This is a genomic window from Mesorhizobium sp. B2-5-4 (assembly GCF_006441095.1).
Lineage (GTDB): Bacteria > Pseudomonadota > Alphaproteobacteria > Rhizobiales > Rhizobiaceae > Mesorhizobium > Mesorhizobium salmacidum.
The window spans coordinates 105,824-118,803 of sequence record NZ_VFUR01000009.1; the positions used below are offsets into that span (position 1 = coordinate 105,824).

The following is a 12,980-nucleotide window of genomic DNA, read 5'->3' on the forward strand; positions in this document are numbered from 1 at the left end:
TACCTCTTCAGATATCTTGTGGTTTGAAATCTGCGGGGGCCGACGGCATCACGCCCTGGAGTAGCGCGACCGACTTCTCCAGCCCCTCCAGCGAATTGAGAAGTACGTCTTCGTGCTCGATGGAAAGCCAGCCGTCATAGCCAGCCATCTTGAGCCGATAGCAGAACTGTCGCCACCACTCCTCGCCATGGCCGAACCCAAGGGTGATGTAGCTCCAGGACCGCGCTGGAATGTCCATGAGGCTGCCATTCTCAAGCAACGAAGTCGTTGCCTGAACGGGTCGGTTGAGCAGCGTGTCCTTGGCATGAACATGATAAACGGCCGCGCCCAGCGCTTCGGCGGCAGCGAGGGGGTCAGCGCCCATCCAGAACAGATGCGAGGGGTCCAGATTGGCGCCAATGACAGGTCCGACCGCTGCTCGAAGTTTCAGGAGCGAGGGCACGTTATAGACACACTGATTACCGTGCAGCTCGAGCGCGATGCGCTCGACGCCGTTTTGCTTCGCCAGGGCAGCGATTTCGGTCCAGAAGGGGATCAGCTTTTCTTCCCATTGATATTTGAGGATGGTCTGTGTTTCCGGCGGCCAAGAGGACACAACCCAGTTCGGCATGCTATCGCTGGGACTGCCGGCCGGCAGGCCGCTCATGGTGCAGACCGTGCGAATGCCCATCTCGCCGGCGACACGGATCGTATCTTTCAACCCTTCGCCTTGGGTGCGATCGGTCGGATGCAACGGATTGCCGTTGGCGTTCAGGCTGATGATCTCCAACCCGTGTTCTTCGAACGCACCTTTGAAGCGCTTCTGGGCTTCCTTGTTGCCGAGCATGGATGAAAGCCGGAAATGAGGAGCGGTTGACCAGCCACAGGTATTCACCTCGATGCCGGATACGCCCATGAGCTGGGCGTGATCGAGCACCGCCTCGAATGGCAAATCGCCGAGACTGTCTGAAACGAAACCCAGCTTCACGCGTAAAACTCCGGCTTTGCAATCATCTGGATGGGCGTTCGACGGGCGTCCTTCAACGCCCTCACGCCAGCCTCGGCAACGACGGCAGCGCAATATCCATCCCAGCAATCCGAGGCGGTCAGCGGAAACTCCCCGGTCGTGACGAAGCGCAGGAAGTCGCGGTTCTGGTGACGGTAGGCATCGTAGTAGCGTGTCCGCCAATCGGCGTCGTAACCTGTACTTTGGGTAAGCGCCGACTCGGTGCGGGTATAGGCAACATTGTTGGTCGCCACGCTGCCCCTCTCACCGATCAATTCGGCACGGACGTCATAGCCGTAGGCGGCGTTGTTGTTGATCTCGATGTTGACGAGCTGGCCATCCACTGTTTCCAGCACCATGACGACGGGCGCGACACGCGCATCCGAGCGGCTCGGCTGGAATGCGGAAATAGCGGTATATTCCGTCCCGAGCACATAACGCACGACATCGAATTCGTGTGGGGCTGAATTGGTGATCGCCATAGCGCCGGTGAAATCGGCCGCAGGCGTTTCAACATTGCGGTGGAAATTGTGCATCATCAACGCCCGGCCGAGACGGCCGTCTTCCAGCGCCCGCTTCATCTCTTGGTAGGAGCGGTCGTACCGGCGCATGAAGCCGAGCTGGACGAATTTCGCCCCGGCCTTCTGCTCGGCTTCCATCACCCCGATGCAGTCGGCCGATGCTTGTGAAAGGGGCTTCTCACACAGAACCCGCTTGCCGGCGGCAATGCAGGCCATCGAAAGCGGCGCATGCGTGAAATCGGGACTCGCAATGATCACGGCGTCAACGTCTTGCCGCGCGATGGCGCCCTCGGGATCGGCGGCAATGTCGAAGGCCCCGCACGCATCGGCGACGCGACGAGCGCGTTGCTCATCCATGTCGCAAACCAATTGAAGGGTTGCGCCCGGCAGTTCCTCGGCAACTATCTTGGCATGATCCGCACCCATCAAGCCGGCGCCGATCACTGCAATGCGAACTGTCATTTCTGTCCTGCTTTTTACTTTTCGAGTTTACGGGGCCGCTGTGATAGCCTCCCAAGGAAAGTCTAGTGAGCCGCTGGGACCTCGAGCACCTGCGGGGGCGGCGGATGCCCCTCATGGGTCTCCATGTAACCCTCCACCTGGGCTTCGAGGTCAGCCATGGTCTCGCCGCCGGCCATTAGATCCGTGATCTCCTCGCGGGACTTTTCGCCCTTGCGGAAATCGGCGGCGATGGCGCCACGGATCAGCACTGCGAAATGATCGCCGACGGCCATGGCGTGCATGACCTGGTGGGTGATGAAGACCACCGCCAGGCCGCGCCTCTTGGCCTCATTGACGATACGCAGCACATGCGAGGCCTGCTTGACGCCGAGCGCCGCTGTCGGCTCATCCAGGATCAGCACGCGCGCTCCAAAATACACGGCGCGGGCAATGGCGAGCGACTGGCGCTCGCCGCCCGACAGGCCGCCAACCAAGCGGTCACCGTCATCAATACGGGTGATACCGAAATCCCGTACCGCTTTCACCGCGATGTCGTTGGCGCGCTTGCGGTCGTAGATCCTGAACGGTCCCCACCCTTTGGTCGGCTCGACGCCGACGAAAAAAGACCGCCCGATGCTCATCAGTGGGAACGTGCCGCCGAACTGGTGCACCGTGGCGATTCCGCGTCCCTGCGCGTCACTCGGACCGACGAACGTCACAGGCTGACCATCCATCAGTATCTCGCCGCCGCTGGGTTTGTGGACCCCGGCGAGGGTTTTGATAAGGGTCGACTTGCCGGCTCCGTTGTCGCCGAGCAAGCAAAGCACTTCGCCTGCGCGCACCCTCAGCGAGATATCGTGCAGGACGTCGATCGGTCCGAAGGACTTGTTGACGTTCCTCAGTTCGAGAATGGCAGGTTTGTCGTTCATGGCGTCATCTCTTCATCTGCAATTCGGCTGCGCGAAGGTGGCGTTCACCGAAGTGGGGCTTGTCAAGGAATTCATCTCTCAAGGGTTTGCCGGCTCCCGTGGCAGGGTTCGCTTGCGCCCCGGTCTGAAGTACAGTGCCAGGTCGCGGAATGACTGGTTCATCAACACGGCCAGCAGGAGCATCACGCCGATGATCAGATTCGACCAGTTTCGGTCGATCTGGGTGAAGTAGATGCCCTGGCTCACAATCGCGAATGTGATGGTGCCGACGAAGATGCCCAGGACCGAGCCGAATCCGCCGGTCAGCAGCACGCCGCCCACGACGACGGACACGATGGCGTTGAAGATGAAGTTCATGCCGCCGGAGACCTGGGCGGAGTTGAACAGGATCGCCTGGCAGATTCCAACGAATGTGGCACTAACTGCTGACAACACGAACAGTGCAATTGTCATGCGGTTCGTCGGAATGCCGGCGTTGCGGGCGCTGACCTTGTCGCCGCCCATGGCAAAGAGCCAATTGCCGTAACGCGTCTTGTGCAGGACGAAACCCATGATGGCGGCGAACGCGATCCACCAGACGATGGTGACCTGGTGGCTGCCAGCGAGTAGTTGTCCGAACAGGAATTTTGCCCAGTCCGGCGCGGTGAGCGCCACGCTGGCATTGCCGGTCAGGAGCACCGAAGCACTGAGCACCACGCCCTGCATGGCGACGAGCGTCGCCAAGGTGATGATCAGCGAGGGCACCGAGGTGCGGATGGTCAGCAGGCCGTTGACCAGGCCGACCGCGACGCCGACCGCCAGCGCGCCGGCGATCCCTACCGTTATGGGCAGTCCGTAGTAACCGGACAGGATGGCGGTGGTCATCGAACCCGCCGGGATCAAAGCGCCGATGGAAATGTCGAGTTCGCCAGCAATCATCAGCAGCCCGACGGGAATGGCGACAATGCCGAGATTAGCCGCGAAATTGACCCAGCTCGCCGCGCCAACCAGCGTGCCCAGATTGGCGCCGCCGAACAGAACAAAGAACAGCACCACGCCGACGAGGCTGAGGATCGAGCCGGCTTCGGGACGGCGCAACAACGGCTTGATTGCGTCCATCATGACTATCCCCCCTTCTTCGACGAATAGCTGAGCGCCAATTGCCGGAACGTGTCGTTGGTCAACACCGCAATCAGCAGAAGCGCGCCGATGATGATGCTCCCGACATTGGGATCCAGGCTGGTGAAATAGATGCCCTGGTTCACGATCGAGAAAGTGAGCGTGCCAAACACGATGCCGACGATCGAGCCGAAGCCGCCTGTGAGCAAGACGCCGCCAATGACCACGCACATGATGGAATTGAAGATGAAGGACTGGCCCGCCAGAACCTGCGCGCTCTGGTAGACCATCACCTCGCTGACTCCGACGAAAGCAGCGCTGAAGCCAGACAGCATGAACAGACCGATGGTCAGCCGCTTGGTCGGGATGCCAACGTTGCGCGCGCTTTCCTTGTCGCCGCCGAGTGCATAGATCCAGTTGCCCATCGGGGAGATGTGCAACAGCCAGAACAGGCCAATCACGAACACCACCCACCACAGGATCGTGACCTGGAACATGCCGCCGAGATAGTCGCCGAAGATTGCCTTGGTGAGCGGCTCCGGCACAAGCGAGACGCCGGTGCTGCCGGCGATCTTGACGGTGAGACCTAGGGTCAGACCCATCGTGAGGAACATGGTGCCAATGGTGATTATGAGCGACGGGATGGTCGTTCTCGTCACGAGCAGACCATTGAGCAAGCCGACAGCGAGGCCGAGGCCAAGCGCGGCCGTTATGCCAAGCCAGTCGGGCAGCCCATAGTGGCCTGACACGATAGCAGCGGTGAGAGACGCTGCGGGGATCACCGCACCGACCGAGATGTCCAGTTCCCCGGCGATCATAAGCAACCCTATCGGCAGCGCGATGATCCCGATCTCAGACGCGATATTCAACCAGCTGGCCGTGCCCGCTGCCGACATAAAGCCACTGCCGCCGAACAGACCGAAGAAAAGCAGGACTGCGACCATGCCAAGGAACGAGCCCGATTCCGGTCGACGCGCCAGCCTGCCGAAAGCCAATCCGGACTGCCTGCGATCCGCCAGCGGAGTTGAAGTGGATGTCACGGGATGTGCCATTAGGGTAATCCGCGATCACGCGGCCGGCCGCGATGGGGCCGCCGCGCACAGAGAGGGAAAAAGGGCCGCCCGCTGTAAAGCGAGGGCGGCCCAGGCGGGAGGATTATCGCGTCCCTGCTTTCACGCCAGCGATGGTGGCGTCGACGTTTGTCTTGTCGATGATGCCTGGTCCCGTAAGGATCTCGCGGGTGGGCACCGCCAAGCCATAATTGACGTGGCCATTCAGAATCGCGACGGCCAGGTATCCCTGCAGGTAGCCTTGCTGGTCGATCGCGCAGGCCTGCTTGCCATCCTTGATGTTGTTCAGGATGGTTTCGTCAAAGTTCATGCCGCAGAGTTGCACTTTCCCGACCTTGCCGGCCTGGGTAAGGCCGTTCATGGCCGAGTTGGCGTCGACATTGCCGATGGTAAAGACGGCGTTGACGTCCTGGTGCTGCAGCAGATAGGCCTTCACTGCCTGGGCGACGGCTGTCGCCGAGCCGAAGGATGTAGCGGGCAATGGCAGGACATCGGCTTCGCCACCGCCGTTCTTCATCCCCTCCTTGAAGCCGCCGCAGAAGGCCTCGATATTGGCAGCGCCTGGCAGCGTGTTGATGCAGACGCCCTTCTTGTTCCCGGCCTTGGTGAGGTACTCGCCAGCCGCGACACCGCCTTTGTAGTCGTCCGAGCCGACATAGTTCATAGCGCCGAGACGATCGGCCGCTTTCAGCCCGCCGGCATTGTAGATGATCAGGGGAATGCCAGCATCTTTCACTGCCTTGAACGCAGGGTCCATCGCTTCCGGCACCCAGTCTGGGCCGACAATGGCGTCGGCCTTCTGGTCGATCGCCTGACGGATCAACTCGGCGGCGTCGACACCGAGATTGTCGTAGTTCTGCGGTCCGAGCCAAGTGACCTTGCCGCCTTGGGCTTCGACCACCTTACCGGCGTCTTCTGCACCGCGCTTGACGATCGACCAAAACGGATCGTCCGGTTTGCCGCCGACCACGAAGATATTGGCGGCGAGCGTCGCGCCTGCGCTGAATCCAATCAGCATCGCTGTCGACACGAGTGTCTTGAAAAGCTTCATAGTCTTCCTCCCAATTTACCCCGTGGGGTTTCAACAAAAGTCTTGCAGTCCCGAGCCCGCTCCTCACAGGCGCAGTCGAAACAGTTTTTGGTTGGTTATTCCGCCGGCATTCCAGAGGCGGGATCGCTGCGGCCTTCGTGCCGGCCCCGCATTTTTTCCTTCTTCTTGCGGAAGCGAGCCTTCATGACCTCATCGGCTTCTTTGCTGCCGTCGTGCCAAGTGCCGAATAGCTTATCGAGGGGTACCAGCCCGTCACCGCCGTAATTCACCTCGAAATACTTGTGGTGCAAGTAATGCACGTAAGAATGGCTATCGAGGCTAACCTTGTCGGTGATTTCGAATGTCTCGAAGCCGAGGTGGCCGTTCACTGCTCCAAATCCCGCTCCGTGCAGCGTGAAGTAGGCGCAGACCGGGTTGGATGGGATCAGCAGGTGCAGCCAGGCTTCGGCGTGATAGAGGAAGCCTTCGACCGGATGCATTGACAGTGAAGACCAGGGACTCGGATTGATCGAGTTATGATGGACCGAATGCACCCATTTGTAGAGCGGCGGCCAGTGGATCGCCCGGTGAAGGAAGAAGAAATAGACCTCATGCATGGCCGGCGCGATAAGCACCAGGAACGAGAGGTAAAGCCAATTCGTCGTCCATGGCAGCCAAACCGCCCAGCTGTTTGCATAGACCCACAGCATCACGATCTCGACCACTGTCCACAGTGGTATCGTGACGAAAAACGAGCGGGTGAAATTGTCGATGTTCTGGCTTTGAAACCAGAACACGTCCGACGGCGCGTCCGAAGGGAATTTTGAATTGTATTTGAAGCGGTTTTGTTGCTTGCGCTGGAAGTAATAGCGCAGCTCGAAGAAGCCGTAGAAAAGAAAAATCCCCGCGGCGTTGAGGCCGTACAGCCAAAGGTAGTTGAGTAGTGAGAAGCTCGCGAGGCTCTGCCAGCTCGGGATTAGCAGATTTACCCAAATGAGCGCGGTGGCGAGATGGAACGTGTTCCATGGCCAGAAAAATTCAGGAATCCATGCAACCACCTTCTTTGCATTGAACGGACGGTGCCAGATCGGCGCCGGCTCGGCGCGCCGGTGCGGGGCCCAATTCCCGCGCTTGTCGCGTGTTCCATACTGAAGGTCATCCATCGTAACAGCGCCTCCTCGCCCGGATCGGTCTGGTGTCCGTGGGGTTCGGACCCCCTAGGGCTCAGCCGATCGAGCCCCTGTTCGGCGCAATTCATATCGGAGGGTTGATATTCGGAGAAGGCAGAAATAACATCAAAATTGCATTTGTATCATTTAGATTCAATCATGATGATACAGCTAAGGGATGGCTTCATGAAGCGGCCGACAATCCAAGATCTCGCTACCGCGGCAGGCGTATCGGTGGCGACTGTGAACAGAATTTTGGGCGGCACTGTTTCCGTGCGGCCGAAAACTATCCAACGCGTCCAAGGTGCTGCGGAAGAAATTGGCTTTTACGGTATCGGGGCGATTGACGATCGGGCTCGTAAAATATCGCCGCATTACCGATTGGGTTTCCTGCTCCAGCAGTCGACCCGTGACCTCTATCAGCTATTCGGAAAGAAGATCGTTGCCGCCTGTCGCGAGCGTCGGGACGAAGTCATCGAGCCCGTCGTCGACTTCGTAGATATTTTGACGCCGGAGACCATCTCGGCCCATCTCATTGCCCTCGGCGAATCCTGCGACGCTGTCGCGGTGGTCGCGGCGGATCACCCGATCATTGGCCAGGCCGTCCGTTCGCTGAAGGAGATGGGCAAACCGGTTGTTGCTTACATCACGGATCAATCCGCGCCGGAAAGAGCGGCCTATGTTGGCACCGATAACTGGAAGCTTGGGCGCACCGCGGCCTTCCTGATTACGCAAACGACCCAAGGTCCTGGTCGGATTGCTGTCTTCATCGGCAACCATCGGTATCAATGCCAAGACGTGTCCGACGCCAGTTTCCGTTCCTATTTGCGCGAGCACGCTCCACGGCTCACGGTAGAGGAAAGCCGCCCCACCCACGAGGAAGCCAGTGAGGCCTATCGAATGGTCACCGAGCTTCTGAAATCAGCTGACGATGTTGTCGGCATTCTGATCGTCGGAGGCGGAATAACCGGTGTACTTCATGCCTTGAGGGAAGTGTCTCCTGAGCGGCGGTCGGGTGTCAAAGTGGTATGCCGTGACATCGGACCCGAAACTCGAAAGGGGCTCTCTGAGGGCCTGATCACCGCAGCTCTTTGCCACCCTCTCGAAGCGACCTCGGCCCTGCTTGTCCAAACGATGCTCGATGTCATTGGACCGCAAGCACCATTTGCGACCCTCCAGCGATCTATACCTTTTGAGATTGTCACACCGGAGAATATTTGACGTACATGTCATCTACGGGCGCGGGCATCCTTCGACCCGATGAGGAATGTCCGCTTTCGGGTGACGTACAAAGGGACCTCAACGTCCGAAATTGGGCGCAAGGCTGCCGTTCGCGTCGTGTCTCGTCTTGCATCGAGGCACCTCTCTCGCGCAAGGGCAAGCGAGATGCCGTCGCGTCCGTACTTGCCCAGATAGACGGTCTCCCGGCGGCCATTGAGCCTGTAATCCAGCCGAAATGAGATTGCGCCGCTCGGCATGACGCGAATGTACATCCCCGTTGCGGTCAGCAATTTTGTACATTTTGTCTTTTGGTCTCAATGCCTTAATGGCGGTGTCCGTCAGCATGCCTGCAGCCTCTTGAAAAGTACCGTCAGCGAAATCTCGGAGGCCTGCGGCAGGATTTTCCTATTATCCTTCAACGGGTTAAAAAGAAAAAAGTACCGTCAAGAGCCTCATTGGCGGTGACGGTACTTTGAAAAATTGGTCGGAGCAATATGGCCGAGGTCCGTCAGGCGGTCCGTCCACGCCAAACTCTGCGTGCCGATAGATGCCGAATATCCTAAAATGGTATTTATTTTTAATTACAAGGGCTTGAGTCGTGCTGCGGCCTGTTTTCGGCGGCGTTCGGATCGGCCTAAATCATTCCCACTCGATTGTGCCAGGCGGCTTCGAGGTCACGTCGTACACCACACGGTTGATGCCGCGCACTTCGTTGATGATGCGGGTGGCGGCGGCACCTAGGAAGGCCATGTCGTAGTGATAGAAATCAGCCGTCATGCCGTCGACCGAAGTGACTGCACGCAGCGCACAGACGAATTCGTAGGTGCGGCCGTCGCCCATCACGCCGACGGTCTGCACCGGCAACAACACGGCGAAGGCCTGCCAGATCGCGTCATAGAGGCCAGCCTTGCGTATCTCGTCGAGATAGATGGCGTCGGCCTCGCGCAGGATCTCCAGCTTCTCCCGGGTGATGCCGCCAGGGCAGCGGATGGCAAGACCGGGGCCTGGGAACGGATGGCGGCCGATGAAGCTTTCGGGCAGACCGAGCTCCTTGCCTAGCGCCCTCACCTCGTCCTTGAACAGTTCGCGCAACGGCTCGACCAGTTGCATGTTCATGCGCTCGGGCAGACCGCCGACATTGTGGTGCGACTTGATCGTCACCGACGGGCCGCCAGTGAAGGAGACGCTTTCGATGACGTCGGGATAGAGCGTGCCTTGTGCCAGGAAATCGGCGCCGCCGAGCTTCTTCGCCTCGTCCTCGAACACCTCGATGAACAGCCGGCCGATAGTCTTGCGCTTCTTTTCCGGGTCCGACTCGCCCTCCAGCGCCGAGATGAATTTGTCGGAGGCATCGACCAGGATCAGCGGCAGATTGTAATGCTGGCGGAACATCGCCACCACACCGGCGGCCTCCTCCTTGCGCATCAGGCCGTGATCGACGAGAATGCAGGTCAGCTGGTCGCCGACCGCCTCGTGGATCAGAAGGGCGGCGACCGAGGAATCCACGCCGCCCGACAGCGCGCAGATGACCTTGCCCTTGCCGACCTGCTTGCGGATCGCCTCGACCGCGTGTTCGCGATAGGCGCGCATCGTCCAGTCGCCTTCGATGCCGGCGATGTTGTGGACGAAATTCCTGAGCAGCCGGGCGCCGTCGGGTGTGTGCACCACCTCCGGGTGGAACATGATGCCGTACATCCTGCGCTCGACATTGCCGAAGATGGCGAAAGGCGAGCTTTCCGATTTGCCGAACACCTCGAAGCCCGGCGGCAAGGCGATGACGCGATCGCCATGGCTCATCCATACCTGATGGCGCTGGCCGGTCGCCCAAAGCCCTTCGAACAGCGGACTGTCCTTCTCGATCTCGACGAAGGCGCGGCCGAATTCGCGATGGTTGGAGCTTTCGGCGACGCCGCCCATCTGCACGCACATGGCCATCTGGCCGTAGCAGATGCCAAGCACCGGTACACCGGCGTCGAAGACGATCTGTGGCGCGCGCGGGCTGCCGATGTCCGATGTCGAGGCGGGGCCGCCGGACAGGATCACAGCTTTCGGATTGATGCGCTTGAACGCGGCTTCGGCCGACTGGAACGGCACGATCTCGGAAAACACGCCGGCCTCGCGGATGCGGCGGGCGATGAGTTGGGTAAACTGGCTGCCGAAATCGACAATCAGGACGGTGTCGGTGTGATTGGCTGTCGTCATGGCGAGCCTTTAGAGAAAGAAACGAGTCGGCGCAATGGGTTGCGCGGTCGCGCCGCTCACTTCGGCCCCGATGCTCCTGCCGATGCGTCGCCCCGCCCCGCGTCAAGTGTGCGCAAGGCGTCCATAAGCGCTGCGAATCGCTGCTCGCCGATGCGGTCGATATAGCCGCGCTCGATCTGAAGCTTGATGCGGTCGCCGTCGCGCAAGGCATCCAGACCCTTGCGGGTATAGCGCACAAGCTTGCCGCGCCCGTCCCGTGGATCGGGCAACCGCTCCAGCACGCCTTCCGCCTCCAGACCGTCGAGCAATTGCTGAACCGCTTGCTTGGAGGTGGCCGCGCGCTCGATCAATGCCGACTGGTGCGTGCCGTTGCGGGGGATGTGCCCGAGCAGCCCGGCGCGCGCCTCGCTGAACCAGGCGTGGCCGGCGGACCGCATGGCGGCAGCAAATTCCACCTGCCAGGCACGGCTCGCCTGCCATAGCCGCCAGCCGACATGATCCGGCGACGCTTCGGTTTTTTCGTCAAGGTGCTTGACCATTTATTCCAGACTCCATATAGTCAAGATACTTGACGATATTCATCCCGTCGAGGCTCTTTCGAAACGCGAACCCATGGACAGGTATAATGACGATACTGAACAGGGACACGCTGGCCATTATCATGGTCGGAACCACGCATGTCATCGACATGGGCGGCAAGCACGCCTTCGTCCACTATGAAACTGAAGATCGGGCGCACATGCTCCTACCGGACGGCACACGCTTCCACGGACTTTGGGCGCTGCTGGACGACGGCTACAAGGTCGAATGGAAAGACGGCCCCGCCGGCGCCTGGAAACTCGATCATACGCCGGGAGCGATCGATTATATCGACGCGACAGGCGCCGTGCGCGGACGCGTCTCACGCATCGATTTCGGCGATCCGCATAGCCTGGCCGCTTGATCCGAAGAACAGTCAGCCCTCGAGCAGGCCGCCACCGATCGCCCGTTCGAGCGACTCGATCGCCACGGCCAGCTTCTCGTCGATGACGTGCAGATATTCCGTCCAGTCGTTGACATGGCGCAGATCGGCCGCGCCGTCGGAAATGCCGCGCAGGCCGATCAGCGGCACGCCGAATAAGTGGCAGGCGCGCAGGCAGGCGAAGGTCTCCATGTCGACCATATCGGCGTCGATCACGTCATAAGCGGCACCGGTGACGATCGCGCCGCCGGTCGAGAGCGTGGCGCTTCTGATACCTGGAATAACGAGAGGCAGTCGCACCGTCACCGGCAGGTCGAGGAAAGGCGTCGCGCCCTTCTCGAAGCCGAGCGGCGAAGCGTCCATGTCGCGATAGCTCACCGAGGCTGCCTGGTAGATTTCAGCCTGTTCCAGCTTGCGGCTGCCGGCCGAGCCCAGCGAAACGACCAAGTCCGGAAGCGCTCCTTCGGCCTTCAACGCCGCGAGCTCGGCGCCCAGCCTGACGCCGGCCTCGACCGGACCGACTCCGGTCATCAGCGGCGTGAACAGGTTTTTCAGGTGCGGGCCGTATTCAGCCTCGACCGCCATGACGAAGAGAACGGATTTGCCCGACAGACGTGCCACTTCAACGGTCATGACGACCCTGACCCCCATTTGTTGCGACCACGGAAGGGAAAGGAGGCAACGTGCCCTCGCTGCCTGCCGGCCCTTCGCTATGGCTCCGTGCGTTCGTCGGACGAAAAGCCCATTCAGGGGGGGTTCGCCCGCTGCGCAGACCTCTCCTCACCCCGCGATACCGTCGCGACCAACCATCGTCATCATCGTGCCGGTCATGGTGGCGATCAGCTTGGCCTCGCCGTCGGCGGCGAAGGCATAGGCCTGGCCGTCGGCAACGATGATGGTGCGGCCGGGTTTGGTCACCGAACCGCGGAACAGAAAGCGCTCGCCCCGGCCCGGCGCCAGAAGGTTGACCTTGAATTCGATGGTCAGCACGCCGGAATTCTCAGGCATGAGCGAGAATGCCGCATAGCCGCAAGCCGAGTCCAGCGCCGTCGAAATGACGCCTGCATGCAGGAAGCCATGCTGCTGGGTCAGCGCCGCCGAATAGGGCATCTCGATCTCGATTATGCCGGGTGTCACCAAAGTCAATTCGGCGCCGATCGTCGCCATCGCCTGCTGGCGTGCAAAGGACGCCCTGACGCGATCTTCATAGTCTGGAGCCGGTACGATCTTCGCTGCCATCGCCGTTGCCTTCGTTTGTTTGGCAAAGCTTATTGCAGAGGGATCGGCGGCAGGCAATCTCAATTGCTGCACTGCAACAATTGGTCTCGTAGGCCGTCACCGGCCGAGTGGCCG

At 60.3% G+C, this 12,980-nt stretch carries 13 protein-coding genes and 1 pseudogene; 2 read left to right on the forward strand and 12 right to left on the reverse strand.

All coding sequences use genetic code 11. The features are described 5' to 3' along the window. Window positions 1–7: 7 nt before the first annotated feature. The 7 genes from FJ492_RS13705 to FJ492_RS13735 form a co-directional block, all read right to left on the reverse strand. Window positions 8–967: a sugar phosphate isomerase/epimerase gene (locus FJ492_RS13705; RefSeq protein ID WP_140748431.1), complete on the reverse strand. Its 960-nt coding sequence runs from the start codon at window positions 965–967 to the stop codon at window positions 8–10. Beyond that, window positions 964–1,968: a Gfo/Idh/MocA family oxidoreductase gene (locus tag FJ492_RS13710; protein WP_140770357.1), complete on the reverse strand. Its 1,005-nt coding sequence runs from the start codon at window positions 1,966–1,968 to the stop codon at window positions 964–966. Before FJ492_RS13710 ends, FJ492_RS13705 begins: the two co-directional genes overlap by 4 nt. Window positions 1,969–2,030: 62 nt before the next feature. Next, window positions 2,031–2,876, reverse strand: a complete 846-nt coding sequence (locus FJ492_RS13715) for an ATP-binding cassette domain-containing protein (protein ID WP_140504538.1) — start codon at window positions 2,874–2,876, stop codon at window positions 2,031–2,033. Window positions 2,877–2,954: 78 nt separating this feature from the next. Further along, on the reverse strand, window positions 2,955–3,974 hold the full coding sequence (locus tag FJ492_RS13720) for an ABC transporter permease (RefSeq protein WP_140770537.1): 1,020 nt from the start codon (window positions 3,972–3,974) through the stop codon (window positions 2,955–2,957). A gap of 5 nt (window positions 3,975–3,979) precedes the next feature. Then, window positions 3,980–4,918 carry an ABC transporter permease gene (locus FJ492_RS13725; protein WP_246676028.1) on the reverse strand — a complete coding sequence of 313 codons (939 nt, stop codon included), beginning with the start codon at window positions 4,916–4,918 and terminating at the stop codon, window positions 3,980–3,982. Window positions 4,919–5,129: 211 nt separating this feature from the next. Further along, window positions 5,130–6,095 carry a sugar ABC transporter substrate-binding protein gene (locus FJ492_RS13730; RefSeq protein ID WP_181165940.1) on the reverse strand — a complete coding sequence of 322 codons (966 nt, stop codon included), beginning with the start codon at window positions 6,093–6,095 and terminating at the stop codon, window positions 5,130–5,132. A 95-nt stretch (window positions 6,096–6,190) separates the two neighbouring features. Further along, a complete protein-coding gene (locus FJ492_RS13735; RefSeq protein WP_140770361.1) occupies window positions 6,191–7,237 on the reverse strand; it encodes a sterol desaturase family protein in 1,047 nt (348 codons plus the stop codon). Window positions 7,238–7,429: 192 nt separating this feature from the next. Here FJ492_RS13735 and FJ492_RS13740 point away from each other — a divergent pair, with 192 nt between their 5' ends. Continuing rightward, complete coding sequence (locus FJ492_RS13740) at window positions 7,430–8,464, forward strand: LacI family DNA-binding transcriptional regulator (protein ID WP_140748422.1); 1,035 nt, start codon at window positions 7,430–7,432, stop codon at window positions 8,462–8,464. A gap of 125 nt (window positions 8,465–8,589) precedes the next feature. On the opposite strand, the pseudogene FJ492_RS13745 reads toward FJ492_RS13740, so the two are convergent. The 3 genes and pseudogenes from FJ492_RS13745 to FJ492_RS13755 form a co-directional block, all read right to left on the reverse strand. Continuing rightward, window positions 8,590–8,809: pseudogene (locus FJ492_RS13745) on the reverse strand (Arm DNA-binding domain-containing protein); the annotation flags it as partial. Window positions 8,810–9,103: 294 nt separating this feature from the next. Further along, window positions 9,104–10,666 carry a glutamine-hydrolyzing GMP synthase gene (gene guaA, locus FJ492_RS13750; RefSeq protein WP_140504550.1) on the reverse strand — a complete coding sequence of 521 codons (1,563 nt, stop codon included), beginning with the start codon at window positions 10,664–10,666 and terminating at the stop codon, window positions 9,104–9,106. A 56-nt stretch (window positions 10,667–10,722) separates the two neighbouring features. Further along, window positions 10,723–11,205 carry a MarR family winged helix-turn-helix transcriptional regulator gene (locus FJ492_RS13755; RefSeq protein ID WP_140504552.1) on the reverse strand — a complete coding sequence of 161 codons (483 nt, stop codon included), beginning with the start codon at window positions 11,203–11,205 and terminating at the stop codon, window positions 10,723–10,725. Window positions 11,206–11,291: 86 nt separating this feature from the next. Between FJ492_RS13755 and FJ492_RS13760 the strand changes: the two genes are divergently transcribed. Then, complete coding sequence (locus FJ492_RS13760) at window positions 11,292–11,609, forward strand: hypothetical protein (RefSeq protein ID WP_140770363.1); 318 nt, start codon at window positions 11,292–11,294, stop codon at window positions 11,607–11,609. A gap of 12 nt (window positions 11,610–11,621) precedes the next feature. Here the strand turns inward: FJ492_RS13760 and FJ492_RS13765 are convergent, their stop codons facing one another. Together FJ492_RS13765 and FJ492_RS13770 are read right to left on the reverse strand one after the other, a co-directional pair. Continuing rightward, window positions 11,622–12,260, reverse strand: coding sequence for a 5'-methylthioadenosine/S-adenosylhomocysteine nucleosidase (locus tag FJ492_RS13765; RefSeq protein ID WP_140770366.1), 639 nt, complete (start codon window positions 12,258–12,260; stop codon window positions 11,622–11,624). A 147-nt stretch (window positions 12,261–12,407) separates the two neighbouring features. Next, window positions 12,408–12,866, reverse strand: coding sequence for a PaaI family thioesterase (locus FJ492_RS13770; protein WP_027146613.1), 459 nt, complete (start codon window positions 12,864–12,866; stop codon window positions 12,408–12,410). Between the last annotated feature and the right edge of the window lie 114 nt (window positions 12,867–12,980).

Coding starts and splice junctions, on each gene's coding strand:
- FJ492_RS13755 (WP_140504552.1), bottom strand. CDS start 11,205: ATGGTCAAGCACCTTGACGAAAAAACCGAAGCGTCGCCGGATCATGTC.
- FJ492_RS13765 (WP_140770366.1), bottom strand. CDS start 12,260: ATGACCGTTGAAGTGGCACGTCTGTCGGGCAAATCCGTTCTCTTCGTC.
- FJ492_RS13735 (WP_140770361.1), bottom strand. CDS start 7,237: ATGGATGACCTTCAGTATGGAACACGCGACAAGCGCGGGAATTGGGCC.
- guaA (WP_140504550.1), bottom strand. CDS start 10,666: ATGACGACAGCCAATCACACCGACACCGTCCTGATTGTCGATTTCGGC.
- FJ492_RS13730 (WP_181165940.1), bottom strand. CDS start 6,095: ATGAAGCTTTTCAAGACACTCGTGTCGACAGCGATGCTGATTGGATTC.
- FJ492_RS13725 (WP_246676028.1), bottom strand. CDS start 4,918: ATGGTCGCAGTCCTGCTTTTCTTCGGTCTGTTCGGCGGCAGTGGCTTT.
- FJ492_RS13720 (WP_140770537.1), bottom strand. CDS start 3,974: ATGGACGCAATCAAGCCGTTGTTGCGCCGTCCCGAAGCCGGCTCGATC.
- FJ492_RS13770 (WP_027146613.1), bottom strand. CDS start 12,866: ATGGCAGCGAAGATCGTACCGGCTCCAGACTATGAAGATCGCGTCAGG.
- FJ492_RS13740 (WP_140748422.1), top strand. CDS start 7,430: ATGAAGCGGCCGACAATCCAAGATCTCGCTACCGCGGCAGGCGTATCG.
- FJ492_RS13715 (WP_140504538.1), bottom strand. CDS start 2,876: ATGAACGACAAACCTGCCATTCTCGAACTGAGGAACGTCAACAAGTCC.
- FJ492_RS13710 (WP_140770357.1), bottom strand. CDS start 1,968: ATGACAGTTCGCATTGCAGTGATCGGCGCCGGCTTGATGGGTGCGGAT.
- FJ492_RS13760 (WP_140770363.1), top strand. CDS start 11,292: ATGACGATACTGAACAGGGACACGCTGGCCATTATCATGGTCGGAACC.